Annotated in this window: 23 protein-coding genes; 8 read left to right on the forward strand and 15 right to left on the reverse strand. The window is 36.9% G+C overall.

The annotated features are described in order from the left end of the window. Positions 1–39: 39 nt before the first annotated feature. Both mtgA and ppk1 read left to right on the forward strand, forming a co-directional pair. A complete protein-coding gene (gene mtgA, locus HX124_RS01850; protein ID WP_286381770.1) occupies positions 40–714 on the forward strand; it encodes a monofunctional biosynthetic peptidoglycan transglycosylase in 675 nt (224 codons plus the stop codon). A 125-nt stretch (positions 715–839) separates the two neighbouring features. Beyond that, on the forward strand, positions 840–2,915 hold the full coding sequence (gene ppk1, locus HX124_RS01855) for a polyphosphate kinase 1 (RefSeq protein WP_286381771.1): 2,076 nt from the start codon (positions 840–842) through the stop codon (positions 2,913–2,915). Between the two features lie 82 nt (positions 2,916–2,997). On the opposite strand, the gene oxyR is transcribed toward ppk1, so the two are convergent. The 4 genes from oxyR to rubA all read right to left on the reverse strand — a co-directional run bounded on the left by oxyR (position 2,998) and on the right by rubA (position 6,344). Further along, positions 2,998–3,906: a LysR family transcriptional regulator OxyR gene (gene oxyR, locus HX124_RS01860; protein WP_107007806.1), complete on the reverse strand. Its 909-nt coding sequence runs from the start codon at positions 3,904–3,906 to the stop codon at positions 2,998–3,000. 13 nt (positions 3,907–3,919) lie between these two features. Then, a complete protein-coding gene (gene estB / locus HX124_RS01865) occupies positions 3,920–4,858 on the reverse strand; it encodes an esterase EstB (protein WP_107007805.1) in 939 nt (312 codons plus the stop codon). A 55-nt stretch (positions 4,859–4,913) separates the two neighbouring features. Next, positions 4,914–6,104, reverse strand: a complete 1,191-nt coding sequence (locus tag HX124_RS01870; protein ID WP_286381772.1) for an NAD(P)/FAD-dependent oxidoreductase — start codon at positions 6,102–6,104, stop codon at positions 4,914–4,916. A gap of 75 nt (positions 6,105–6,179) precedes the next feature. Then, positions 6,180–6,344 (reverse strand): rubredoxin RubA, encoded by a 165-nt coding sequence (gene rubA / locus HX124_RS01875; protein WP_065994895.1) that lies wholly within the window; start codon positions 6,342–6,344, stop codon positions 6,180–6,182. A gap of 585 nt (positions 6,345–6,929) precedes the next feature. Between rubA and HX124_RS01880 the strand changes: the two genes are divergently transcribed. Beyond that, positions 6,930–7,466 (forward strand): adenine phosphoribosyltransferase, encoded by a 537-nt coding sequence (locus HX124_RS01880; protein ID WP_107007803.1) that lies wholly within the window; start codon positions 6,930–6,932, stop codon positions 7,464–7,466. Between the two features lie 50 nt (positions 7,467–7,516). Here the strand turns inward: HX124_RS01880 and HX124_RS01885 are convergent, their stop codons facing one another. Further along, positions 7,517–8,008: a YqiA/YcfP family alpha/beta fold hydrolase gene (locus HX124_RS01885; RefSeq protein ID WP_107007802.1), complete on the reverse strand. Its 492-nt coding sequence runs from the start codon at positions 8,006–8,008 to the stop codon at positions 7,517–7,519. 181 nt (positions 8,009–8,189) lie between these two features. Further along, positions 8,190–8,894 carry a hypothetical protein gene (locus HX124_RS01890; protein WP_286381773.1) on the reverse strand — a complete coding sequence of 235 codons (705 nt, stop codon included), beginning with the start codon at positions 8,892–8,894 and terminating at the stop codon, positions 8,190–8,192. Between the two features lie 119 nt (positions 8,895–9,013). Here HX124_RS01890 and lysS point away from each other — a divergent pair, with 119 nt between their 5' ends. Beyond that, complete coding sequence (gene lysS, locus HX124_RS01895; RefSeq protein ID WP_286381774.1) at positions 9,014–10,540, forward strand: lysine--tRNA ligase; 1,527 nt, start codon at positions 9,014–9,016, stop codon at positions 10,538–10,540. A 52-nt stretch (positions 10,541–10,592) separates the two neighbouring features. Here lysS and HX124_RS01900 read toward each other — a convergent pair whose 3' ends face one another. After that, positions 10,593–11,108: a DUF2059 domain-containing protein gene (locus tag HX124_RS01900; RefSeq protein ID WP_286381775.1), complete on the reverse strand. Its 516-nt coding sequence runs from the start codon at positions 11,106–11,108 to the stop codon at positions 10,593–10,595. Positions 11,109–11,290: 182 nt separating this feature from the next. Here HX124_RS01900 and HX124_RS01905 point away from each other — a divergent pair, with 182 nt between their 5' ends. Continuing rightward, positions 11,291–12,748, forward strand: coding sequence for a capsule assembly Wzi family protein (locus tag HX124_RS01905; protein ID WP_286381947.1), 1,458 nt, complete (start codon positions 11,291–11,293; stop codon positions 12,746–12,748). Positions 12,749–13,155: 407 nt separating this feature from the next. On the opposite strand, the gene HX124_RS01910 is transcribed toward HX124_RS01905, so the two are convergent. Further along, complete coding sequence (locus tag HX124_RS01910) at positions 13,156–13,599, reverse strand: GNAT family N-acetyltransferase (protein WP_286381776.1); 444 nt, start codon at positions 13,597–13,599, stop codon at positions 13,156–13,158. Positions 13,600–13,747: 148 nt separating this feature from the next. Here HX124_RS01910 and cysD point away from each other — a divergent pair, with 148 nt between their 5' ends. Then, positions 13,748–14,656 (forward strand): sulfate adenylyltransferase subunit CysD, encoded by a 909-nt coding sequence (gene cysD / locus HX124_RS01915; protein WP_286381948.1) that lies wholly within the window; start codon positions 13,748–13,750, stop codon positions 14,654–14,656. A gap of 114 nt (positions 14,657–14,770) precedes the next feature. Further along, a complete protein-coding gene (gene cysN / locus HX124_RS01920; protein ID WP_286381777.1) occupies positions 14,771–16,384 on the forward strand; it encodes a sulfate adenylyltransferase subunit CysN in 1,614 nt (537 codons plus the stop codon). Positions 16,385–16,441: 57 nt separating this feature from the next. Here the strand turns inward: cysN and HX124_RS01925 are convergent, their stop codons facing one another. From HX124_RS01925 to HX124_RS01955, 7 genes are all read right to left on the reverse strand, one after another. Then, entirely contained in the window at positions 16,442–17,173 is a 732-nt protein-coding gene (locus HX124_RS01925) for a hypothetical protein (protein WP_286381778.1), read from the reverse strand. Then, positions 17,173–18,726 (reverse strand): DUF4139 domain-containing protein, encoded by a 1,554-nt coding sequence (locus HX124_RS01930; protein ID WP_286381779.1) that lies wholly within the window; start codon positions 18,724–18,726, stop codon positions 17,173–17,175. Before HX124_RS01930 ends, HX124_RS01925 begins: the two co-directional genes overlap by 1 nt. Positions 18,727–18,847: 121 nt before the next feature. Next, the gene (locus tag HX124_RS01935) at positions 18,848–19,258 is read right to left on the reverse strand and encodes a DUF3106 domain-containing protein (protein WP_107007792.1); all 411 of its coding nucleotides are present in this window, start codon (positions 19,256–19,258) and stop codon (positions 18,848–18,850) included. After that, positions 19,248–19,574 carry a hypothetical protein gene (locus tag HX124_RS01940; protein ID WP_107007791.1) on the reverse strand — a complete coding sequence of 109 codons (327 nt, stop codon included), beginning with the start codon at positions 19,572–19,574 and terminating at the stop codon, positions 19,248–19,250. Before HX124_RS01940 ends, HX124_RS01935 begins: the two co-directional genes overlap by 11 nt. Continuing rightward, positions 19,567–20,181 carry an RNA polymerase sigma factor gene (locus HX124_RS01945; RefSeq protein ID WP_171405105.1) on the reverse strand — a complete coding sequence of 205 codons (615 nt, stop codon included), beginning with the start codon at positions 20,179–20,181 and terminating at the stop codon, positions 19,567–19,569. The genes HX124_RS01940 and HX124_RS01945 overlap by 8 nt, the downstream gene beginning before the upstream one ends. A 160-nt stretch (positions 20,182–20,341) precedes the next feature. Then, positions 20,342–21,118, reverse strand: coding sequence for a TrmH family RNA methyltransferase (locus HX124_RS01950; RefSeq protein WP_107007789.1), 777 nt, complete (start codon positions 21,116–21,118; stop codon positions 20,342–20,344). A gap of 95 nt (positions 21,119–21,213) precedes the next feature. Further along, entirely contained in the window at positions 21,214–22,188 is a 975-nt protein-coding gene (locus HX124_RS01955; protein WP_286377735.1) for a class 1 fructose-bisphosphatase, read from the reverse strand. A gap of 179 nt (positions 22,189–22,367) precedes the next feature. On the opposite strand from HX124_RS01955, the gene HX124_RS01960 reads away from it, so the two are divergent. After that, a complete protein-coding gene (locus HX124_RS01960) occupies positions 22,368–22,553 on the forward strand; it encodes an NF038105 family protein (RefSeq protein WP_107007788.1) in 186 nt (61 codons plus the stop codon). Positions 22,554–22,599 lie beyond the last annotated feature (46 nt).

The raw sequence follows: 22,599 nt of genomic DNA on the forward strand, positions 1-22,599 counted from the left end.
TAGCATGAATTTTAAAAAATTCAGGAGTAAGGTACTGACATGAAAGCCTTTATTGTTCGAACTTTGTTAATCATTGTCAGTATTCTTATCATGATTCAACTTTGGATTTTCTCGAGTTTGGTCTATTGGCGTACGCATGATGTTGAGACGACCATGTTTATGCGTTGGACTTATTTATCAGATTTTAAACCGATTCAACATCAGTGGCAAAATTATGATGAAATTAGTGATAATTTTAAACATGCCATTGTTGCTGCGGAAGATGCAAAATTTGTAGACCATCATGGTTTTGACTGGGATGGTATTGAAAACGCACTAGAACGCAATATAAAAAAAGAAAAAGTTGTTGCAGGTGGCTCAACCATTTCACAACAACTCGCAAAAAACTTATTCTTTTATAATCGCCGTTCATATATTCGAAAAGGACAAGAAACCATTGCAACCATTATGATGGAGCGCATGTGGTCGAAACAACGGATTTTAGAAGTCTATATGAATTCGGTTGAATTTGGCGATCATATTTATGGGGTTGAAGCTGCAACACGACATTATTATGGCAAAAGTGCAAAAAGCTTAACACGTGAACAAGCTGCATTTTTAGCTGCTATCTTGACGAACCCGAAGTATTATCAAGAACATCCTGAAGATCGTAAGCTCAATTATCGTAAAGGACTTATTTTGAAATATATGCGCGCAACACGGATTCCTGACTAAAGATAAAAATATGTAAATAAAGTATTTTTTATGAGAGGAAAGTGCATTTTTTGCACTTTTTTTTATGAAATTGTCACAAAATTGAAGCATACTAATAGAAAGATTTTTAAATGCAGGCGAATTGCATGAATAGCGCAGTAAATAATACTCCAGCTGAATATACTTATAATGAACGCTATATTAACCGTGAATTATCTATTTTAGATTTTCATTTACGTGTATTAGAACAAGCGGTTGACCCTTTACATCCTTTATTGGATCGGATGAATTTTCTATTAATTTTTTCACGTAATATGGATGAGTTTTTTGAGATTCGTGTTGCTGGGGTGATGGAACAGTTAACATTAGGCAATGAAAGTCGTAGTCCTGATGGCTTAACACCAAAACAAGTTTTAGAATCTATTTCTAAAACTGCACATGCTGCGATTGAGCGTCAATATCGTATTTTAAATGAAGAAATTTTTCCAAAATTACGTGAAGAAGATATTTGTTTTCTACGCCGTGGCGAGTTAACACCAGCCCAATCAGCATGGATTAAAAAATACTTCCAAGAACAAGTAGCACCTGTTTTAACTCCAATTAGTCTCGATCCTGCGCATCCATTTCCACGCTTAGTCAATAAAAGTTTAAACTTTATTGTGACACTTGAAGGAAAAGATGCTTTTGGACGTCAAATTGATCTTGCTGTTGTTCCTGCACCACGCTCTTTACCACGTGTAGTGCGTTTGCCTGATGAGTTAACAGGTGGCAAAGAGCATTTTGTCATGTTGTCTGCCATTATTCATGAACATGTCTCTGACCTTTTTCCTGGGATGACGGCAACGGGTTGTTATCAATTTCGTGTCACACGAAATGCTGATTTGGCATTAAATGAGGATGTCGAAGACTTAGCAAAAGCATTAAAAGGTGAATTAAGCTCTCGTCGTTTTGGTCGTGCAGTGCGTCTGGAAGTCACTGAAAATTGCCCAAAACATATTTACGAATATTTGCTAGATGAGTTTGATTTAGAAGAAGAACAACTTTATAAAGTTGATGGACCTGTCAATTTGGCGCGTTTGGTTTCAAATTTTAAACGCCCACATATGCGCTATGATGCACATATTCCTGCGATTCCTAAAGTATTAAAAAAGACAGAAAATATTTTTGCAGCAATGCAAAAGCAAGACATTCTACTACATCATCCTTTTGAATCTTTTGCACCTGTGATCAATTTATTACGTGAAGCTGCACGTGATCCACAAGTCCTTGCAATTAAACAAACCTTATACCGTAGTGGTGCAGACTCTGAAATTGTACAAGTACTTGCCGAAGCTGCTCGTAATGGTAAAGAAGTGACCGCTGTAATTGAGTTACGTGCACGTTTTGATGAAGAGTCAAATATTGCCGTTGCAAATGTTTTGCAAGAAGCTGGGGCAGTGGTGGTTTATGGTATTGTGGGTTATAAAACCCATGCCAAAATGATTTTGGTGGTACGCCGTGAAAATAATAAACTCGTTCGTTATGTGCATTTAGGCACAGGAAACTATCATGCGACCAATGCACGTATTTATACAGATTATGGCTTACTCACTACAGATAAAGAGCTGTGTGAAGATGTACATCGTATTTTCCAAGAGTTAACTGGAATGGGTAAAATGGCAAAGTTGAAGAAACTTTTACATGCGCCATTTACGTTACATGCGCAACTCGTTGCTTATATTGATGAAGAAATTGCCAATGCAAAAGTAGGAAAGCCTGCACAGATTATTGTCAAAGTGAATGCATTAACTGAAGTTCAACTCATTAACAAACTTTATGAAGCATCGCAAGCTGGGGTACAAGTTGATTTAATTATTCGTTCAATTTGTTGTCTGCGTCCGGGCTTACCAAATTTATCTGAAAATATCCGTGTACGTTCAATTGTAGGGCGTTTCTTAGAGCATACGCGTGTTTATTGCTTTGGTAATAATGGCAACCCACGTATTTATTGTTCAAGTGCGGATTGGATGGATCGCAACTTATTTAATCGCGTTGAAGTTTGCTTCCCAATCGAAGATCCTGCTTTGAAAAAACGAATTTATCAACAGGGCTTACTGAACTATTTGCAAGACAATCAACAAGCATGGTTATTGCAAGGGGATGGGACATGGGTGCGTGCTGAACCGAAAGAAGGTGAAGCCTTACATAATGCACAACAAGTTTTGATTGATGCTTTTAAATAAAATTAAAGCATAAAAAAATGGAGTCATAAGGCTCCATTTTTATTACTGATATTGTATTTTTAACATAAAAATCAATTTAAAATCAGTGCAATTCAACAGCAATGATTTTCTGTAAAATTTGCACCAATACATCAAACTCACTTTGTAATGGCGTGCTTTTACGTGTGACTAAAGCAAGTGTACGAGCAGGGGCATTCTCAATAGGTCTGGTGACTAACTGATCATTGCTTTTTAACATATGCGTATGTACAGCAATTTCAGGCAATAACGTAAAACCTAAGTTTGAATTGACCATTTCTACGAGTGTAGGTAATGAGCTCGCTTTTAAACGATGATCATTTTTACGCTCGCCAATCGGGCAGGCACTTAAAGTATGGTCACGTAAACAATGACCTTCCTCTAAAAGCATCAAGTGAGAGAGATCTAAATCGTCTAATGAGCGTGCATTGAGAGCATTTTGATCTGCTTTGTTGCAAACTAAAAATAAACTCTCTTTTGCAATCTCTGCGACTTTTAAACCGCGAGTATCAAAAGGGAGAGCCAACATGATCATGTCCAAATTACCATGTTCAAGTTTTTCTACAATTTTTTCACTCTGAGCTTCATGCAAATGCAATTGAATTTTTGGTAGTTGCTTATGCACTTCCTCTAACAATTGTGAAAGAATAAAAGGCGCAATTGTTGGAATAATGCCAAGATGCAAATCACCTGTGAGAGGCTCACTCATTTCACGACTCAAACGCATTAAGTCTTGAGCATCGGCGAGTAGAACACGGGCTCGAGCGACAACTTGTTCACCTAGAGGGGTTAAACGTACATTTTGGCGATCACGTTCAACGAGTACGCCACCCAATAAACGCTCTAACTCCATGATTCCACCTGAAAGGGTAGATTGAGTTACAAACGAACGGCGCGCTGCTTCAGTAAAGTGCAACGTCTCAGACAGTGTTACTAGATATGACAGCTGTCTTAGGGATGGTAATGCAGCCATAGTGTCCTAATGTTTATGATTTAAAGTGATGCGCAAATAAACCACTAAGCTGGGGAATAAAGTGCGGTGGTATATCATGCCCCATTCCTTGAATTAATTCAAACTTAGCGCCTTCAATTGCTTTTGCTACTGCTCGTCCATGACTTGGAGGAAGTAAACGGTCACATGAACCATGTACAACGAGTGTTGGCTTTTGGATTTGTTTATCCAATTTAAGCAATGAACCTGTACATAATATTGCTAAAAACTGTTGAAGTACACCCGCAGGGTGATAACTACGTTGATATAATTTACGAGCTGTCTGCATTGCTTCGACTTGATTTAAATAACCAGGTGAACCAATCGTCTTAAAAACTTTCAGAGAGTGATTAATAATACCTTCTTCATCATGTGATTCAGGTTTACCTATTAGACTAAAGAGTTGCTTTGGAAATGGTGGCGGAAGTAAAGGCTGATTATTGCTGGTAAATAATAAACCAATTTTTTCAATTTTTTCAGGATATTTTGCTGCTAAAATTTGTGCAATCATCCCGCCCATCGAAGCGCCAATAATGTTGATTTTTTCCAGTCCTAAGCGCTCAATGAGTAAAGCAGCATCGTCTGCCATATCAAATAAATTATAGGGTGCTCCTTGATTTTGTAAACCAAAAGCAAAACGCCCCATCATTTTCATGGTATTTAAACGTGGACCTTTATGGCGAACTTTAGAGGATAAGCCAATATCTCGATTATCAAAACGAATCACTTGATAACCTTGATCAATCAGTGATTTACAAAAAAAATCAGGCCAAAATAGCATTTGCGCACCCAAACCCATAATCAGCAAAATTGTGGGATGCTCTGGATTTCCCCCCATTTCGACATGCAACTGTATTCCATTGCCTAAGTCGACTTTGGTTTCTTGCATAAAGGATGTGTAAGGAGAGCTTTGTAGTTGGAGTGCGCTATTCATTTTTTATTTTCCTAAAAAGGATATTTGAAAAATATCCTTTTGTATTTAAGCGTTTTTAAACTGAAGCTGGGATCAGGTCAGGTACGAGTTTGGTTAATGCTAAACGTTGTTTACCCGCAGTTGCGCCTAAAAGCACAAAGCCACGTAAAGTACCCTCAGTATCTGTAGCTTTTGATAACATACCATCATCAAACTCTTCATTCTCCCAAGTGACTTCAACATCTACAGGTGCAGGTAAAACAGTAAGCGGTGCAGTAGGCGTTTTTACAGCCACAGGCATCGCTGGATAATGTACATTGGTTGTTTGACCGCTTAAGGTTTTTGCTAATGCACGTGCTTGTTGCATTAATGGCATGACATATGGAAGTAAGCTACCATTGACTTCTGCACAGTCACCAATTGCATAGATATCAGCTTGATTGGTTTCAAGAAGTGTGTTGGTAATCACGCCACGACTGGTTGCAATATTGGCAGTTTGAGCAAGATTTAGATTAGGTTGTAAGCCAATTGCAGATAACACGACATCAGCAGCAAGAGATTGACCATTTGCTAAAGAAATAACATAACCACGATCAGCTTTTGAAACTTTTTCAACCGTCGTGCCTAATGCAAATTTGATGCCTGATTCTTCAAGATTTTGTTTAAATGCGTTTGCTACATGACTTGGCAATAAACGACCTAAAGGTTGAGCAGCTAAGTCAATCACTGTAACTTGATGCCCTGTATTTTGTAAGTCATTGGCAAATTCACAGCCAATTAAGCCCGCACCTAAAATAACGACACGTTTATCAGCACAGTCACCTGTTGCACAATTGTCTAAGCTTTCACGGAATGCACGATAATCAATCAAAGAGTTTACAACATGAATATCATCACTGCCATCACCTGCAATCGCAAGACGAATAGGATTTGCACCGACAGCTAAAATGAGCTTTGAGTACGCTTGAATAGAGGTTTCTCCATCTTTTTCAAGCGTGAGTTGGTGTTTTTCTGCATCAATTGATTTAACCCACGTTTCTTTTTCGATCCGCATATTGAGTTGTGTTGCCATTTTTTCAGCATCACCTAAACCAATTTGATCAGGTGCTTTTTTTCCAACAAGCGCATTGGAAAGGGTGGGTTTTGCATAATTCACCGCATCATCTGCGCAAATCATCACAAGCTCTTGTTCTGTGCTTAATTTACGGAATTCTCTTGCTAGGGTATAACCTGCCATTCCTGAACCTACGATGACGACTGGTTGCATATGATTCTCCATCCTATTTTAATATTATCAATAATGTAAAAAAGACCATGTGGACATGGTCTTTTCATGTAACGATTATACTTCTACCATTTCGAAGTCAGCTTTAGAAACACCACAGTCAGGGCATGTCCAATCATCAGGAATGTCTTCCCATTTTGTACCTGCTGCGATGCCATCTTGCGGCCATCCTTCTGCTTCGTCATAAATCCAACCGCAAACGATGCATTGATATTTTTTCATCTAACTCTCCAAAATCTGACAGATGGCGTATGTATGCTGTCAGTCAAAAATCTTGCTACTACATTGACTCTAGTGATATGCATTGCAATAGGTACATATTCAAATAAATTTTTACGCAGTTCAATAACGAATGTAAAGTAAATATTGGAGTTTACCCAACTAATTGCAAAGCTGAATGGCAGAGTAGGACAAAAGCAATGTTGTTTGGGCAAATTTATAGCATGATTGTCTGACAAAATACTTATGAGCATCAGATTTTTAATATTTTTTTAATCATTTTTTGTTTTAATTTAATTTTTTTAAAGATAATAAATATCTATTTAAAAAATTGGATTTGTAAATAGCCTAAGTATGTCTATAAAAAATTGGAAAATTCTCATTTTAGACCAAGGTCTAAGAGTGTTTTTCTGTATTTTTTATTATAATAATATTCAACTAAAATATAGCTAATATTTATTAAATAAATGGTATGAGTAAATTCAATAACTTACAAAAATAGATTTTATTTTCATTGTGTTAGTTGCTTTTAAAAAAGTAGGGTTCAGGCTAGAATATCAGCATTATTTCATTTTACAGTCTCCCTTTATGAACAAGTCTACAGCTTTGTGGTCTCACATTCGTACTGTCCAAGATTTTCCAAAACCTGGAATTTGTTTTTATGATTTAACACCACTATTCATGAAAAATCTTGAAGCTTTGACTGATGCATTAGTTGCAAGTATTCCAGAAGCACAATTGGCTGAAGTAGATAGCTTTGTTGCTGTAGAAGCACGTGGGTTTGTATTGGCAAGTTTATTGGCACAACGTACAGGCAAAGGTTTGTTATTGGTACGTAAAGCTGGAAAATTACCACCTCCTGTGGTTGGAGTGGGCTATAGCTTAGAATATGGTTTAGATCGCTTGGAAATGTCAGCAGATATTCAGCCACAAAAAGTGATGATTGTTGATGACGTTTTAGCAACTGGCGGAACACTAAAAGCTGTAAAACAACTGATGACAAAATGTAATCATACGGTGTTAGGTGCCAGTATTTTCCTTGATCTAAAAGGTTTACATGGTGATTTAGGTTTAAATATTTGGTCTGTTTTAGATGAGCAATCTAAGCCAGAAGTTGCTGCTTAAGTAAAAAAATCAAAAAAAAGCCTTGTAAAGATTGTTTTACAAGGCTTTTTTTATATAGAAAATGTTTTTTGCATATATTCAAGCATGCGATTTAAGTTTTCGGGTAGTGCCAAACGATGATGTCCACCTTGCATCATTTCAACGTGCATATAGGATTCAAGTATGCTTGATGTTTGATACATATCTAAAATTTCATCGCCTAATTCAATATAAGCTGTTTGTGGAATGTCATGTTCTAAATCATGTTCTGTAATTGGATGATAGTCTGTACGAAAGTCAGGTCGTAGACTTGGATTGGCAATAATGGCAGGAATACGAAATAACTGTGACATTTTCAAAGCCCAATAGCCACCTAAACTATGACCAATAATAATTTTAGGTTGAATTTTTTGAATAATATCTTGATATAAATGTGCCACGGTATCGTAATTTAAATTACGATAATCAATATCAATACAGTATTTTTGTGCTGCATCTAAAGCATGGAATTTGGTTGAATCTCGTGAAGAATCCAATCCATGCATAAATAATATTTTTGACATATACATATTCTTTTATCAGTTAAAACTGTCTTTATTCGCAAAGATAGGTGGATTATATGGATAGTTTACTTTTCAACTATTTCTTGAATTATTGTACGCATCATGTTTAAAAAAAATAGTTAGATTTTGGTCTAAGACAGATGTTCAAAACTTTCTATTTTGCAGAATTCTTGGTTGTTTATTAATCTGGGCATACTAATAATATAGGTTGTTCTGCTTTAAAGCTTGCTGGAACTCCATTTTCATTAAAAGGTTGAAATTGTGAAGAAATTAATTCTTTGTAAATCAGTTGATTTAGCTGTGGGTTAGAAGATGGATTGAGTAAATCAACATAATTTACTTGACCATTCGCATGCATATAAAGCTGTGTGTTAAAGGTATAACTACGATTTTTATGAATAACTGCACTTTCATAGTTTGCATCATTTGGCTGAAGTTTGCACAGTCTTGCTGAGGCATCTGCTAAGCGTTGAAAACGGGGTTGTTTTTTCCAAGCAATGCCTTGAGGAAAACGTATATTCAGGTGATAAACAGGCAAAGATTGAATTGTTGGGTCATTATTTGCATTTTTATTTTCGCTTTGATTTAAGTTTTCGAGTTTTTCATAAGTATAGTTTTGAGCAAGTTCGGAAGCTCGTTGATTTAAAACTGTCCATTTGGGGCTAGGGTTCAATAAAGTATAAGTAATCGTTTTTTCCTGAGTATTTAGCGTGAGTTCAAATTGCCAAATATAATTTTGTGTATCTAAATTGGTATGTTCAATGATTTTTAAAGTACGTATATTCGGCTCAGAAGAAAGTGTTTGAATGTGGTTATCGTGTTCAGTAGCAAAACTAAATGGACAAAAAGAAAAGAGTAAAATAAGAATAAAATTGAATTTTAACATAGAGTTTTGATGCTTAATTTGGCTTTAATTAGAAATAGCTGTGATTGTATGCTGCTTATTATGTTGTAAATCTGCTATGCTATGCAACTTCCGTTTATTGATTAAAATTTGAGGCAGAGATGACGCAACATAACGCTCAATCGACTTCTGAACAACACATTTCCGAAAACGATTTAATTGCACAGCGTCATGCCAAGTTAAAGCAAATTCAAGATCACGCCAAGGAAACAGGTGTTAGCCCATGGCCAAATACCTTTAAGCGTGAGCATTACGCACAAGACTTACAAGATCAATTCGCTGATCAAACTAAAGAACAAATCGAAGCTGGCGAACATGTATATGTAAAAGTTGCAGGACGTGTAATGTTGAATCGTGGGTCATTTATTGTGATCCAAGACATGACTGGGCGTATTCAACTTTATGTTGCACGTAAAGAGCTTGCACCAGAAGTATTAGAAACGATTAAGAGCTTAGACCTTGGCGATATTATTGCTGTAGAAGGGTATATTGGTCGTTCTGGTAAGGGTGACTTATATGTTCATATCGAACATTTTGAGTTATTAACTAAGTCTTTACGTCCTCTTCCAGACAAGTTTCATGGTTTATCTGACACAGAAGCAAAATATCGTAAACGTTATTTAGACTTAATTGTGAATGAAGAAACACGTAAAACCTTTGAAATCCGTGCCAAAGTGGTTGCAGGTATTCGTGCATTTTTGACCAATGAACGCTATATGGAAGTCGAAACGCCAATGATGCATGTGATTCCAGGTGGTGCGTCTGCACGTCCATTTGAAACACATCATAATGCATTGGATATGCCATTATTTTTACGTATTGCACCTGAGCTTTACTTAAAACGTTTGGTTGTTGGTGGTTTTGAACGTGTATTTGAAATTAACCGTAACTTCCGTAATGAAGGGGTTTCAACACGTCATAATCCAGAATTTACCATGATCGAATTCTATCAAGCTTATGCAGATTATAAAGATTTGATGGAATTGACTGAAAATATGCTGGAAAAACTGGCAATTGATATTTTGGGTTCAACCGATGTTCCTTATGGCGAAGAAGTATATAGCTTCAAAGGTCCATTCAAGAAAATTTCAATGTTTGATGCCATTCTTGAGAACAATCCACAGTTCACTTCTGAAAATGTCGGTGATCGTGATTTTCTTGCAGACTTCGTTAAAAATGAACTGAAAGAGCAAGTGAAACCTGGTTTTGGTTTAGGTAAGTTGCAAACCATCGTATTTGAAGAAACTGTTGAAACTAAACTTCGTCAACCGACTTTCATTACTGAATATCCTGCGGAAACTTCACCATTAGCACGTCGTAATGATGACAATCCACATATCACAGATCGTTTTGAATTCTTCATTGGCGGTCGTGAGTTGGCAAATGGTTTCTCTGAGTTAAATGACCCGATTGATCAAGCGGAACGTTTCCAAGCACAGGTTGCTGAAAAAGATGCAGGTGATGATGAAGCGATGCATTATGATGCAGACTTCGTTGAAGCACTTGAATATGGTCTGCCACCGACAGCAGGTGAAGGCATCGGGATTGACCGTTTGGTGATGTTATTTGCTAATGCACCGAGTATTCGTGATGTGATTTTGTTCCCACATATGCGTCACAAAAACTAATTTTTTGCTATGCAAGAAAAAGCCGCTGAACTCAGCGGCTTTTTTATGAGGTCTATTTTAGGTTTTTATCTAAATTATTCATAATTTTAGGTATTAATTGTTGTATTTTAACTTGCATGAGTTGCATTGATTTATTCATCACTAAAGGCATTTTCTCAATTGTTGATTGTCCCACAGGTGTTTTATAAAAAGCGATCAAGCCATCGACTTCTTCTTGGTCAAATGTGTCTGCATAAATTTGAATAAAATCGCCTTTCAGCGTTTTCCAGTTCAGTTCATTTAAGATCAATGTATTACTTTCTTTTAAATACTGGTCTATTTTAGTTTTTTCCTTATCTGTTATTTTGACACCTTGTGCTTCAAGAGATTGATTCATACTTTCTTGCATGACAGGGAGAACTTGGCTTTGAGTTTGCTCAATAAGTTGTTCCGTTTTTGTGATTTTTAAGAGTTCTTCAATAGACGCATTAGAAGCTGGCACAGCGAAGCTTTGTTGCGTTGTCAGTAAAATTAAAAATAGTACCCAAAGGTGCATTTTCTTCTTCATTTTAAATTTCTCGGTTAACATTATTTTTATACCTATCATTATATTTTACTCAATTAGATTTATAGATTGAGCGTAGAGAACTCAATATTAATTGAGCTTTTTATGATACTTGTTAAAATATTGTAATAAAACAGTTTCACCATTGAAAAAAAATGTGAAAAAAACTAAGGTGGAGCGCAGCAATGTCTAGAGAATAAATGCGCATGTTTTTAAAGAAATCCTTATATGCTGCCGTGTTAGCAAGTTTGTCTTTGCCCGTTTTTGCACAAGGTTTAGTGCTCAATAATGAAGATATTCGTACAGATTTAAACTGGTTAAATCAACAAGGTGTGATTCAAATTAGCACATCAACTTGGCCAATGAGTGGTGATGAAATTCAGCGCGCTTTATCTCAAGCAAAAGTTTCTGACAATACACAACAAAAAGTGATTGACTCGATTCAAAATGCATTAAAAGCAGATAACCAAATGGCAAAAGTTGGTTTATTTGCTGAAACAGATCAAAAAAATATTCCACAAGCTTTTGGTGATAACCAAAAAGCACAATATGCTGCTTCATTGGAGTTGAATGCAGGTGGTGAAAACTGGGATGCGAAATTACGTGTAACTGGTGAGAAAGACCCGCAAATTGATAATGGACAAGATGTGAACGTTGAAGGTTCTTATCTTGCAGGAAAATTATTCAACCAATGGGTCATTGCAGGTCAAATTCCAACGTATTGGGGACCTGGACATGATGGTAGTTTGATTCGTGGTGATGCCAGTCGTCCTGTTTATGGCTTTACTGCACAACGTGCGGAACAAAATGCCTTTGAATCGAAATGGTTGTCTTGGATTGGACCTTGGCAATATCAAGCATTTGTAGGTCGCTTAGATGATTATAAAGCAGTACCAGATACGAATTTAGTGGGTTTACGTTTAACTGCACAGCCTTTACCTTATTTAGAGTTAGGTGCATCACGTACTTTCCAAATTGATGGTGAAGGTCAGCCTGGGAGTGCAAAAGCTTACTGGAATGCTTTTGTTGGTAAAGATAACGAATGTAATGCACAAGGCTGTTCAGGAGAAGGAAATGCATCAAACCAATTGGCAGGTTTTGATGCTCGTTTGAATTTACAACAATTGGCTAATGTTCCGATGAGCTTGTATGGGCAATTTATTGGTGAAGATGAAGCTGGTTTATTACCCTCTAAAAAAATGTATTTAGCGGGTGCAGATTATTCTTCATCTTATAAAGATATGCCATTCCAAGTTTATGCTGAATGGGCGAACACCGAAACAAATGGTGATGCAAAAGGCATTTCTTATAACCATCACATTTATAAAGATGGATATTATCAGCATGGTTTTTCTTTAGGTCATGCGATGGGTGGCGATGGTGAAATGGTCTCAGTCGGTGGTGACATTCGCTTTGATCTTATGAATCGTCTAAGTGGTCGTGCGATTTTTGCTAAAGTAAATCAATCAAATCGTTTAACCAATGTCGCTTTCCCAGAAGATGATAAAATTAAAGCACTTGATTTAACTTGGACACATTATTTAAAACCGACTGTGCCTTTAAAAATTAATGCTTGGGTAAGTGATTCAGATCATCAAGGGAATGATGCAGGTGCATCGGTTGGTGTGGAAATTCCTTTAGATAAAGCAATTTTTGGTTATTAATTGTTCATTAAATGCCAAGAAATACCTGAACTCAGGGATACTTGGCAGAGCTAAAGTCATTTAAACTGTGAAGACTTCTTTAAATGACCATAAAGAAGTAATTCCTACCATTAAAGATATAATTTAAATATTATATTTTTAATCGTTTTATAGCCTATTTGAAAAAATAGGCTTTTTTTTAATATTTTGAATTTATATCCCTATTTAGGGAGTAGATGAAAAAAATAGATCGCTTAATATGAAAAGACTTCTTTCTGACCATAAAGAAGTATTCCTACCATTAGGAATATAATCGCTAAATTATATTTCTAATCGTTTTTATAGCTTATCTCCAGAGATAAGCTTTTTTTATTTTGATTTAGCCGTATAAAAGCAAGAATTTATAGATAAAAAATTCAAAATCATTTTTATAATGCCTTTTTATATTGAATAAACCCTGTTTTGTTGGCGATACGATCATATAGATATTGAGCTGTGATATTGGATTCTTGAGTCAGCCAATAAATACGATCAAATTTTCCAGCACAGACGCTATAACTATGTTCAATCAGTTGACGTGCTAAACCTTGATTTCTAAACTGCTCATTGACATACAAATCTTGTAAATAGCAATAAGGTAAATCTGTCCACATACTCATATGGGAAATTAAGTGCACAAAACCTGCCACTTGACCCTCAATTTGAATCGCATAACCAAACATATCTGCTTGTTCAGGATTTGTGATGCGCTTCCAAGATAATCTTATTTGTTCATCTGTCAGTTGTGATTTATAAAAGTTTAAATAACCTTGCCAAAGTGGAAGCCATTGTTCGAAATTAATTTCTTCTAGAGGTATAATCTGTGCGGTCATAATGAACTCAAGTATTTTGTTTATGATGTTTTTATATATCAATATAAAAAAACAAGCAAAAGAACTCAAGTGTAAATCATTATAATGAATATAAATTTTAATATGTGTAATAAGTACACCTTTTTGTGAGCTGGTGCTGTCAATGTCTATATCTGAGGAAAGACTTACTCATCTCAAACAGCTTGAAGCTGAGAGTATTCATATTATCCGTGAAGTTGCTGCTGAGTTTGAAAACCCAGTCATGCTTTACTCGATCGGGAAAGACTCAGCGGTTATGCTGCATCTTGCTTTAAAAGCATTCTATCCTGCTAAACTTCCATTCCCACTGTTGCATGTCGACACAGGCTGGAAGTTCAAAGACATGATTGCATTCCGTGACAATATGGCAAAACAACACGGATTTGATTTGATTGTGCATCAAAATAAAGAAGGTAAAGATGCCAATGTAAACCCATTTGATTATGGTAGCTCAAAATATACCGACATTATGAAAACTCAAGGCTTAAAACAAGCACTTGATAAATATCAGTTTGATGCTGCATTTGGTGGTGCGCGTCGTGACGAGGAAAAGTCTCGTGCCAAAGAGCGTGTTTACTCTTTCCGTGACTCAAAACATCGTTGGGATCCAAAAAATCAACGTCCTGAACTTTGGAATCTTTATAACGGTAAAGTGAACAAAGGCGAAAGCATTCGCGTATTCCCATTGTCGAACTGGACCGAGCTGGATATCTGGCAATATATTTACCAAGAGAGCATTCCTTTAGTGCCATTGTATTTGGCTGCTGAACGTCCTGTGGTTGAACGTGATGGCACGCTGATCATGGTGGATGATGAACGTATGCGCCTGAAAGAAGGTGAAGTTCCACAAATGAAATCGGTACGTTTCCGTACTTTAGGCTGTTATCCATTGACAGGTGCGGTGGAGTCTACAGCAGACACATTGCCTGAAATTATCCAGGAAATGCTTTTGGCAACGAGTTCTGAGCGTCAAGGTCGTATGATCGACCATGATGAAGCTGGCTCGATGGAAAAGAAAAAGCAGGAAGGTTATTTCTAAGAATCTCTCCCGACCTCTCTTTAGAAAAGAGAGGAGAATTTCCCCCTTTGAAAAAGGGGGATACAGGGGGATTAAAAGAAACCGATTTCTAAAGAATATGTGGAGCTTTGAGCAATGTCTCATCAATCAGAATTGATTAGCCAAGATATCTTGGCGTATTTAAAACAGCACGAAAATAAAGACTTATTACGCTTCTTAACTTGCGGTAATGTGGATGATGGTAAATCGACTTTAATTGGTCGTTTGCTTTACGATTCAAAATTGATCTATGAAGATCAATTACAAGCCGTGACGCGTGACTCTAAAAAAGTCGGTACGACAGGTGATGCACCTGACTTGGCGTTACTTGTAGATGGTCTGCAAGCTGAACGTGAGCAGGGGATTACCATTGATGTTGCGTATCGTTATTTCTCCACAGAAAAACGTAAGTTCATTATTGCCGATACTCCGGGGCATGAGCAATATACCCGCAACATGGCGACTGGTGCATCTACGGCTGACCTTGCGATTATTTTGATTGATGCGCGATATGGCGTACAAACCCAGACCCGTCGCCATACGTATATTGCGAGCCTGCTCGGTATTCGTAATATTGTGGTTGCGATCAATAAAATGGATCTGGTTGAATTCTCTGAAGCACGTTTCAACGAAATTCAGGACGAATACAATACTTTCGTCAACCAATTGGGCGATCGTAAGCCTGCCAATATCATTTTCTCGCCAATTTCGGCGTTGAACGGTGATAACGTCGTCAACAAGTCTGCAAATACACCATGGTACAAGGGTCAAACCTTGATGGAAACTTTGGAAACTGTTGAAATTTCGCGTGATACCAGCGCACATGAATTCCGTTTTCCTGTGCAATATGTCAACCGTCCAAATCTCGACTTCCGTGGTTTCTGCGGTACGATTGCTTTGGGTTCTGTGAAAGTGGGTGATGAAATCGTTGCCTTACCTTCAGGTAAGAAATCGACGGTAAAAGAAATAGTGACCTTTGATGGCAATCTGGATCATGCGATTGCAGGTCAAGCAGTAACCTTAACGTTGAATGATGAAATCGACGTTTCACGTGGTAATGTCTTGGTGAAAGCAGGTGAGCAACCATCTTTATCACGTTCTGTACGTGCAACCGTGGTGTGGATGGCAGACCAGCCTTTGGTGGTCGGTAAGTTATATAACATCAAAATTGGTACACAAACTGTGCCTGCGAAAGTTGAGAAAATTAACTACCGTACCAATGTGAATACTTTGGAAAAAACTCAGGTCGATCAACTTGATCTAAATGCAATTGCAGATGTTGAAATCGAGTTTGATGCACCCGTATTGTTTGACCGTTATCAGGACAGCCGTTATACAGGTTCTTTTATCTTCATTGATCGTTTAAGCAACGTGACGGTTGGCGCAGGTATGGTTGAGGCGGCAGTGGAATGGGCTGCACATGATGAGCCTGTGACTGCGGAAGCACGTGCTGCACGTTTAGGTCAGAAACCTGCTGCTGTAACGGTGACTACTAAAGCATTGGAGCAAGCACAAGCACTTGAAAGTTTGTTGATTCAACAAGGTGTAGTGGCAATCGCTAAAGCAGGTTTAACAGTTGAACAGGTTGCTTTGTTGCGTCAGACAGGTGTCGTGGTTGTAACAGATGTTGAGCAAGGTACGGATGTTACTTTTGCTCAGGACACAGCAGAAGAATTGGCTGAGAAAATTGTGGAATTGGTTCGTCTGTAATAGCTTGAATTGAGTTAAGAAAACCCGCTTAGGCGGGTTTTTTATTTTCATAAATGATTAAGTCAACTTCATCCATGGAATAATGACTTTAGAAATAGAGATAAATCCTAGATAAAAAAGTGCAATACCTGTCATTGCAAAGCAGATGATATCCACCCCATCTTCCTTGAAATTTTGGTATAAACAAAAAAACACTGAAAGTGTTGCGAATAAAATATTTGTTGGTATAAAAAAGAAGAATAATTGACGTTGCAATTGAATTTTAGCTTTGGCTTTTGATGATGGCAAATAATCATTCGCCTGAACTGTTAAAACATGACCATCTTCAAGTAATAATTCTCCTCGTACAAAAAGTATAATAGGTCTGGTTGGATCAACTACACTTTTTTGATCGGTGGTTATAAATAGCGCATGATCTAACTTATATGTTGTCTTACTATTTAAAGGGTATATAGATTGAGCATCATAGATAAGATTTGCCTGAAGATATGAATATTGTTTTTTTATGACATATTTTTTGAGTTGAGGGTCATAAATTGAAAATGTTGGGGTTTCTTTACGTGCATTCATTCCTGAATGATTATATTTTAACTCAAATAAATCATCAGACAGTTTAACTGTTTTCCAATCTTTAACCTGATGATATTCATATATAAACATCGCTTGTTTTAGTTCGTTAAAGGCAAGATTTTGAAAGAAAAACCCAATAAAAATGAGAAAAATAATAAACATTATCTCAATCGAAAATTCTTTTTCTGTTTTGGGGTCTTCTGATATCTGATTAACCATTAAAACCCCGATATATTCCCTTTATTTGGATAAGTGAACTGGTGTTGTAGGTCTAAATTAAATTTTTGTTTTGAAGCTAATTCAACATTCCATTGGTTAATATTGGGTTGACCTTGCCACGTTGTATGATTTGGCTGTGGTTGATAGGTTGAATGCGTCATTAATTTTCCATTGCGACTTTGCGGTTCAGCTTCAAATATAGTCAGTTGAACAGGGTAAGGGTGTAAGTTCTCAATGCTATATTGTTGCTTTTGAACGGTTTGAAACTTAGCATCTGCAACAGGTCTTTTTTGATCTGATAAATCAATCACATGAATTTTAATTTGATCATCTGTACCAAAGCTTATTTCTAAATGATCAGAAGTCCCATTTTGCCATTGGCGTTCACCAACAAAATCACCATCACGATATAATTTGACTAAACCATGAGGTAAATGATCATCAAGTTTTGCAATACTAGCAATCATAGAAGCTTTTTGGCTTTGTTTTGGAATGACCCAAAGAGAAAGTTTGGCAGGAAAGCTTTCACTACTTAAAGGTAAATAAATTTGTTGCTGACTGCTATAAATTGTAGTTTGCGTATCGGAACGAAACTCGGTGCTCAGGTTTAAATTGTTTGCCTGAAATTGCGGAAATAGTGGTTCTTGCGCTAAAGAGTCTTGAGTGTTGGAAAGTTTAGCAACAGGTGCAGGCATGGCAGCTTCTTGAAATGAATATCCTGCATTGAAAGGCGTGACACGAATGGGCTGAGGCTCATAATAATCTACCCACCAGTTTTGTGGTGTTAATTGCTGTACATAGCCTTGTGGTGTGGCGGTAGAAAGCGTTAATTTGACATTTGACCAATCCTCTCCTGTTTTTTGTGCAATCATAGCCATGCGTGTGAGTTTTACTTGTTTGGTCTGTGTATCAAGTTCAGCTTTATAGATGGGTTGCCAGCGCGCATAAGGTACTAAATAACTCATTTTAATTACACCATTTTGTGGTGCTTTGACATAAAACTTAAGGCTGCGTTGTTTAAATTGATGATCTCCAACGGCTGCTAAATCTTGTCTTAATTCCTGTAGTCGTTGCTCAAGTTTCACTTTTTCAGCTTTGGCTTGGTCAATCGCAATAAAAGCGTCATAAGCCTGTTTTCGTACTTTATTGGCAGAGCCTTTTGTTAGATTTGTTAAGAAATTATTTTGTAACTCGGCTGCTTGAATAATAGAGTTTTGTTCTGCGATTTTATTTTCAATCTGTTCTATTTGAGTTTTTAATTCACGAGACTCAGCACCTGAAGGCTTATCTAAGGCACTGTCTTGGTGAGAAACAGCATTTACCTCAATATTATTTTCAGTTTGATATTGTAATTGAGAAATATCAAAATTTGCAGCAAGACCTTGTAGTGTGACAATATTTTCCCCAGATTTTACGGGAATGTTACGCTCAATTTTTGCTGTGTTTGGATAAAGCGTGACATTGGAAATGGGTGCATCAGTAAGCGTTAAAGCAAAAACCATAGAAATAGGTAAATTTAATAGGCTGAAATAGACTATTGGTTTAATTTTCATGTTTTATCTCTATATAGGAATAAATTAAAATTAGCTAAATAGCCTATAAAATATAATAAGCACGTTACTTTTGAATTAGATTATACAAAAAAATGAAAAAGCCTCAAAATGAGGCTTAGAATTAGTGTGCAGTTGAATTTACGGCAGAAAGGTATTTTTGAATATATTCAGTTCGTAATTCATTACGTTGTCCTGCTGTTTCGGCTTTTTGCATTTTTTGACGCATTTCATTGCGTTCAGTACTGCTCATTTGTTGCCATACTTCACGCATTTTTTGTTTTTCTTCATCTGGAAGTTGCGTAAACCAATCCATTTTTTGTTGTAAGGCAATACTTTGCTCTTCAGGAATTTCCTTGAGGTTTTGATAGCGTTTAATTAATGCACGTTGCTCATCATCAGAAAGAGAGTCCCATGTATCATTGGCTTGAGTGGTCGTATCTTTGGAAAAAATCCAAAAACGCTCTAAGCCAGCAAAACTTGTTTGCAAAAAACCGATAGCACAAAAAGCCAAAACTAATTTTTTAGCTGCCATGGGAATTTTTATCCTCACCAAAAACTGATAACATTTCTAAATCTTCCATCATTTGCGGTGAAAGTTTAGGACTCACAGCAACATGCTGTTGAGTTGGGCTTGTTGGTTTAGTATCGAACGCATTTGGTAAAACAATAATACCTGTCAATGCTGCTGCTAGAGCAAAACCTGTCATTTTCCAGTTGTCATAACGAGACGTTGATTTGTCTTGAATATGATCAAGGACATTGTTCATCACAACTGCTTTATTGCGATGATTATGTGCAAGCCCGTCTAACTTGGATGTGACTTGTTTTGTAAAATCATCATTATTCATCCGATGATCCTCCATAAGGATTTAAATGCGATAACGTAGTTCTCAATCCTTGAATCGCCCTATGGTAATGGGTCTTAACGCTACCTTCTGTGCAATTCATGATAGATGCTGTGGTTTGGGTATCAAAACCTTCCCATGCACGTAACATAAATGCTTGTTGCTGACGCACAGGTAAGCGACTAATCGCTTCCTGAATTTCTTCAATCGTAAGGTCTTGATCTAAAAACTGTAATGGATTTGGTGTTGACTCATCGACGATGTCCATTGCTTCTTCATCATCATTGTCTAAGCTGACTTTACGAAATAATGAAAAAGGTGAAGCACGACGAGCTTCTTTACGACGCCAATCCTGTAACTTGTTGTTTAAAATCGTATAAAATAGGGGATACCATTCTTCAGTGGATTTTTCAGCATAAGATTTGTGCAGTGAAATAAAAGCTTCTTGGACTAAGTCCATCGCGATGCCATTATGCCCCTGTGTTGCACTTTCCATCATTACTAAGGCACGACCTGTCACATCCTGCATAAAAAACTTCAGGCGTTGTTCAGCAGTACTCTTTAGAGCAGCGGCTGTTTCAGACTGTGACTTCTTTGGCGCTAAATCCATAGAGATGGAAAATCCCGTCATTGGGTACCCACCATTATTTTATAAACCTATCTATATAACGTTTAAAAACTCTGATGGGTTGACACATAAAAACAATTATTTTTATCAGTTTAAAGGATTTTTGAAGATGAAAGGCAAATCAATAAAATAAATTAACGAATTAAAGTCGTTGACGTACCATTTCAAAGAAACATACCGAACCTGCAATGGCAACATTGAGTGATTCTTGTCCACCTGGTTGTGGGATGGTGACAGCTTGAGCATGTTGCAAGGCAAATTCTGAAACACCTTGACCTTCATTTCCTAAAATCCACACGCATTGTGAGCGTAAGTTTTTGCTGTATAAGCTTTCTGACTCGTGAGAGCTTGTGACATAAACGGGAATTTTAAATTGTTTTAGAATGTCTTCTAAGACAATATTTTCATAGGTGTGTAAGGAGAAATGAGCACCCATTCCTGCACGTAAAACACGTGGTGACCAGAGTGAAGCTGAACCTTTGGTACATACGATTTGTTCAATACCTGCTGCTGCGGCAGAGCGTAGTAATGTACCGACATTTCCAGGGTCTTGTACATTTTCCAAAATGAGGGTGTCTTCAGTAAAATTTAAAGCTTGTGTAGATGTCGGTAAATCTACAATAGCTAAACATGCTAAAGTGGTACCTAAAGTACTTAAATCTTTATATAAAACTTCGCTGACTACAAAAATAACACCTTGATAATATTCTGTAATCTTTACAAAATCTTCGTGTTCAAGTGCATGTTCAGTGGTGAAAATTGATTTGATTTTACGGTTTTTTTCTAGCCAAGAAAGACACAAATGGGTGCCTTCAAGTACAGTCTGACCTTGTTTCTTACGGTAAGTATTCTGTTCGATTAATCCACGTAAGTGTTTGATTTTGGGATTGTCACGAGATTCTAGAAAAATGGTTGGCATGGGAGTGCATCCAATAAATGTAAGTAGGGGTTGTGCAATTGCGACAACCCCTGAATGGACTTACTCCCTTAAAGTAAGAGAGTAAAATATAAAAATCAGTTGTGGTAATGAGTCACTAAATCGACTTCATTTTTTGAACCAATCACGACAGGTACACGTTGATGGAGTTCAGTTGGCTGAATCTCTAAAATACGAACACGACCTGTTGTAGATGCGCCACCTGCTTGCTCTACAAGCATACTCATCGGGTTTGCTTCATACATTAAACGTAAACGACCTGCTTTTTTCGGATCTTTAGTATCGTATGGATATAAGAAAATACCACTACGGCAAAGAATACGATGAATGTCACCTACCATACATGCAACCCAACGCATATTGAAATCTTTTTCACGAACAGATGTTTTACCTGCTTGTAATTCTTCAATATAACGTTTTACTGGTGCTTCCCAGTGGCGTTGATTTGATGCATTAATCGCATATTCTTTAGTCTCTTCTGCAACTTGAATATTTTCAGATGTTAAGAGGAATTGTTGAGTTTCAGGGTTAAATGTAAAGAATACAGTACCAGCACCTACAGTTAATGCCATCATGGTAGATGGACCATAGAGCACATAACCTGCAGCAACTTGTTGTGTACCTGCTTGCATGAAATCTTCGGCTTGGGTTACGGCATTTTTAGCGGGTAAAATAGAAAAAATTGTACCTACGCACATGTTGATATCAATATTACTTGAACCATCAAGTGGGTCAAATAAGACTAAATATTGACCATTATCTTGTGCAGGGGTAAATTCATCAAGTTCTTCAGAAGCTAAACCGCCCACATTTTTGTTATTTTTTAACGCATCAATTAAATAATCGTTAGAAATAACATCGAGTTTCTTTTGCTCTTCGCCTTGTACATTTTCGTGTTGTGCACTACCTAAAACACCTGCCAATGCACCTTTTTGAAGAAGTTGGTCAATAGATTTACAAGTGTTAGCAATAGTTTCGATAACATCAGCAAGTTCAGGTGTTAAATTCCCTTGTTGTTGTTCTAAGTACTGGGATAAAGTACGATTTGACATAGCAAAGCTGCTCCAATAAAAGCGATAATTTTCTAACAAATTAAACAATTCGGCTATTTTAGATGAGTTTGACTCAAAATAAAAATTATCCTGCATTATTTGTCATATTTTTACGCTTGCAAGTATTTTATAAACTGTTATGTTGAAGATACAGAAGAATAGAGTAAAGGAGCACTCATATGACCGTACAAAAGTTTGAAGCGACTCCAACGCCAACTGATGGTATTGATTTAAATGAAATTAGTGCCGAAAATGTGAAGGACGCTTGGAAGGATTACGAAGCAAAACCTGAATATAAAAAGTTCAATAAGCATGATCTTATCGAGTCCATGCAAAGCCCCAAGCCTGAGGAATCAAAAGCGTAGCTTATAAAAATGCCCATGATCATAATGGGCATTTTTAATTGGGAAT

Origin of the sequence: Acinetobacter sp. 226-1 (assembly GCF_030329325.1) — a bacterium.
Classification (GTDB): domain Bacteria; phylum Pseudomonadota; class Gammaproteobacteria; order Pseudomonadales; family Moraxellaceae; genus Acinetobacter; species Acinetobacter sichuanensis.

What these genes read in the sequence shown, in the direction of transcription:
- mtgA (WP_286381770.1), top strand. Translation starts at nt 40, where the DNA reads ATGAAAGCCTTTATTGTTCGAACTTTGTTAATCATTGTCAGTATTCTT.
- ppk1 (WP_286381771.1), top strand. Translation starts at nt 840, where the DNA reads ATGAATAGCGCAGTAAATAATACTCCAGCTGAATATACTTATAATGAA.
- oxyR (WP_107007806.1), bottom strand. Translation starts at nt 3,906, where the DNA reads ATGGCTGCATTACCATCCCTAAGACAGCTGTCATATCTAGTAACACTG.
- estB (WP_107007805.1), bottom strand. Translation starts at nt 4,858, where the DNA reads ATGAATAGCGCACTCCAACTACAAAGCTCTCCTTACACATCCTTTATG.
- HX124_RS01870 (WP_286381772.1), bottom strand. Translation starts at nt 6,104, where the DNA reads ATGCAACCAGTCGTCATCGTAGGTTCAGGAATGGCAGGTTATACCCTA.
- rubA (WP_065994895.1), bottom strand. Translation starts at nt 6,344, where the DNA reads ATGAAAAAATATCAATGCATCGTTTGCGGTTGGATTTATGACGAAGCA.
- HX124_RS01880 (WP_107007803.1), top strand. Translation starts at nt 6,930, where the DNA reads ATGAACAAGTCTACAGCTTTGTGGTCTCACATTCGTACTGTCCAAGAT.
- HX124_RS01885 (WP_107007802.1), bottom strand. Translation starts at nt 8,008, where the DNA reads ATGTCAAAAATATTATTTATGCATGGATTGGATTCTTCACGAGATTCA.
- HX124_RS01890 (WP_286381773.1), bottom strand. Translation starts at nt 8,894, where the DNA reads ATGTTAAAATTCAATTTTATTCTTATTTTACTCTTTTCTTTTTGTCCA.
- lysS (WP_286381774.1), top strand. Translation starts at nt 9,014, where the DNA reads ATGACGCAACATAACGCTCAATCGACTTCTGAACAACACATTTCCGAA.
- HX124_RS01900 (WP_286381775.1), bottom strand. Translation starts at nt 11,108, where the DNA reads ATGTTAACCGAGAAATTTAAAATGAAGAAGAAAATGCACCTTTGGGTA.
- HX124_RS01905 (WP_286381947.1), top strand. Translation starts at nt 11,291, where the DNA reads ATGTTTTTAAAGAAATCCTTATATGCTGCCGTGTTAGCAAGTTTGTCT.
- HX124_RS01910 (WP_286381776.1), bottom strand. Translation starts at nt 13,599, where the DNA reads ATGACCGCACAGATTATACCTCTAGAAGAAATTAATTTCGAACAATGG.
- cysN (WP_286381777.1), top strand. Translation starts at nt 14,771, where the DNA reads ATGTCTCATCAATCAGAATTGATTAGCCAAGATATCTTGGCGTATTTA.
- HX124_RS01925 (WP_286381778.1), bottom strand. Translation starts at nt 17,173, where the DNA reads ATGGTTAATCAGATATCAGAAGACCCCAAAACAGAAAAAGAATTTTCG.
- HX124_RS01930 (WP_286381779.1), bottom strand. Translation starts at nt 18,726, where the DNA reads ATGAAAATTAAACCAATAGTCTATTTCAGCCTATTAAATTTACCTATT.
- HX124_RS01935 (WP_107007792.1), bottom strand. Translation starts at nt 19,258, where the DNA reads ATGGCAGCTAAAAAATTAGTTTTGGCTTTTTGTGCTATCGGTTTTTTG.
- HX124_RS01940 (WP_107007791.1), bottom strand. Translation starts at nt 19,574, where the DNA reads ATGAATAATGATGATTTTACAAAACAAGTCACATCCAAGTTAGACGGG.
- HX124_RS01945 (WP_171405105.1), bottom strand. Translation starts at nt 20,181, where the DNA reads ATGGATTTAGCGCCAAAGAAGTCACAGTCTGAAACAGCCGCTGCTCTA.
- HX124_RS01950 (WP_107007789.1), bottom strand. Translation starts at nt 21,118, where the DNA reads ATGCCAACCATTTTTCTAGAATCTCGTGACAATCCCAAAATCAAACAC.
- HX124_RS01955 (WP_286377735.1), bottom strand. Translation starts at nt 22,188, where the DNA reads ATGTCAAATCGTACTTTATCCCAGTACTTAGAACAACAACAAGGGAAT.
- HX124_RS01960 (WP_107007788.1), top strand. Translation starts at nt 22,368, where the DNA reads ATGACCGTACAAAAGTTTGAAGCGACTCCAACGCCAACTGATGGTATT.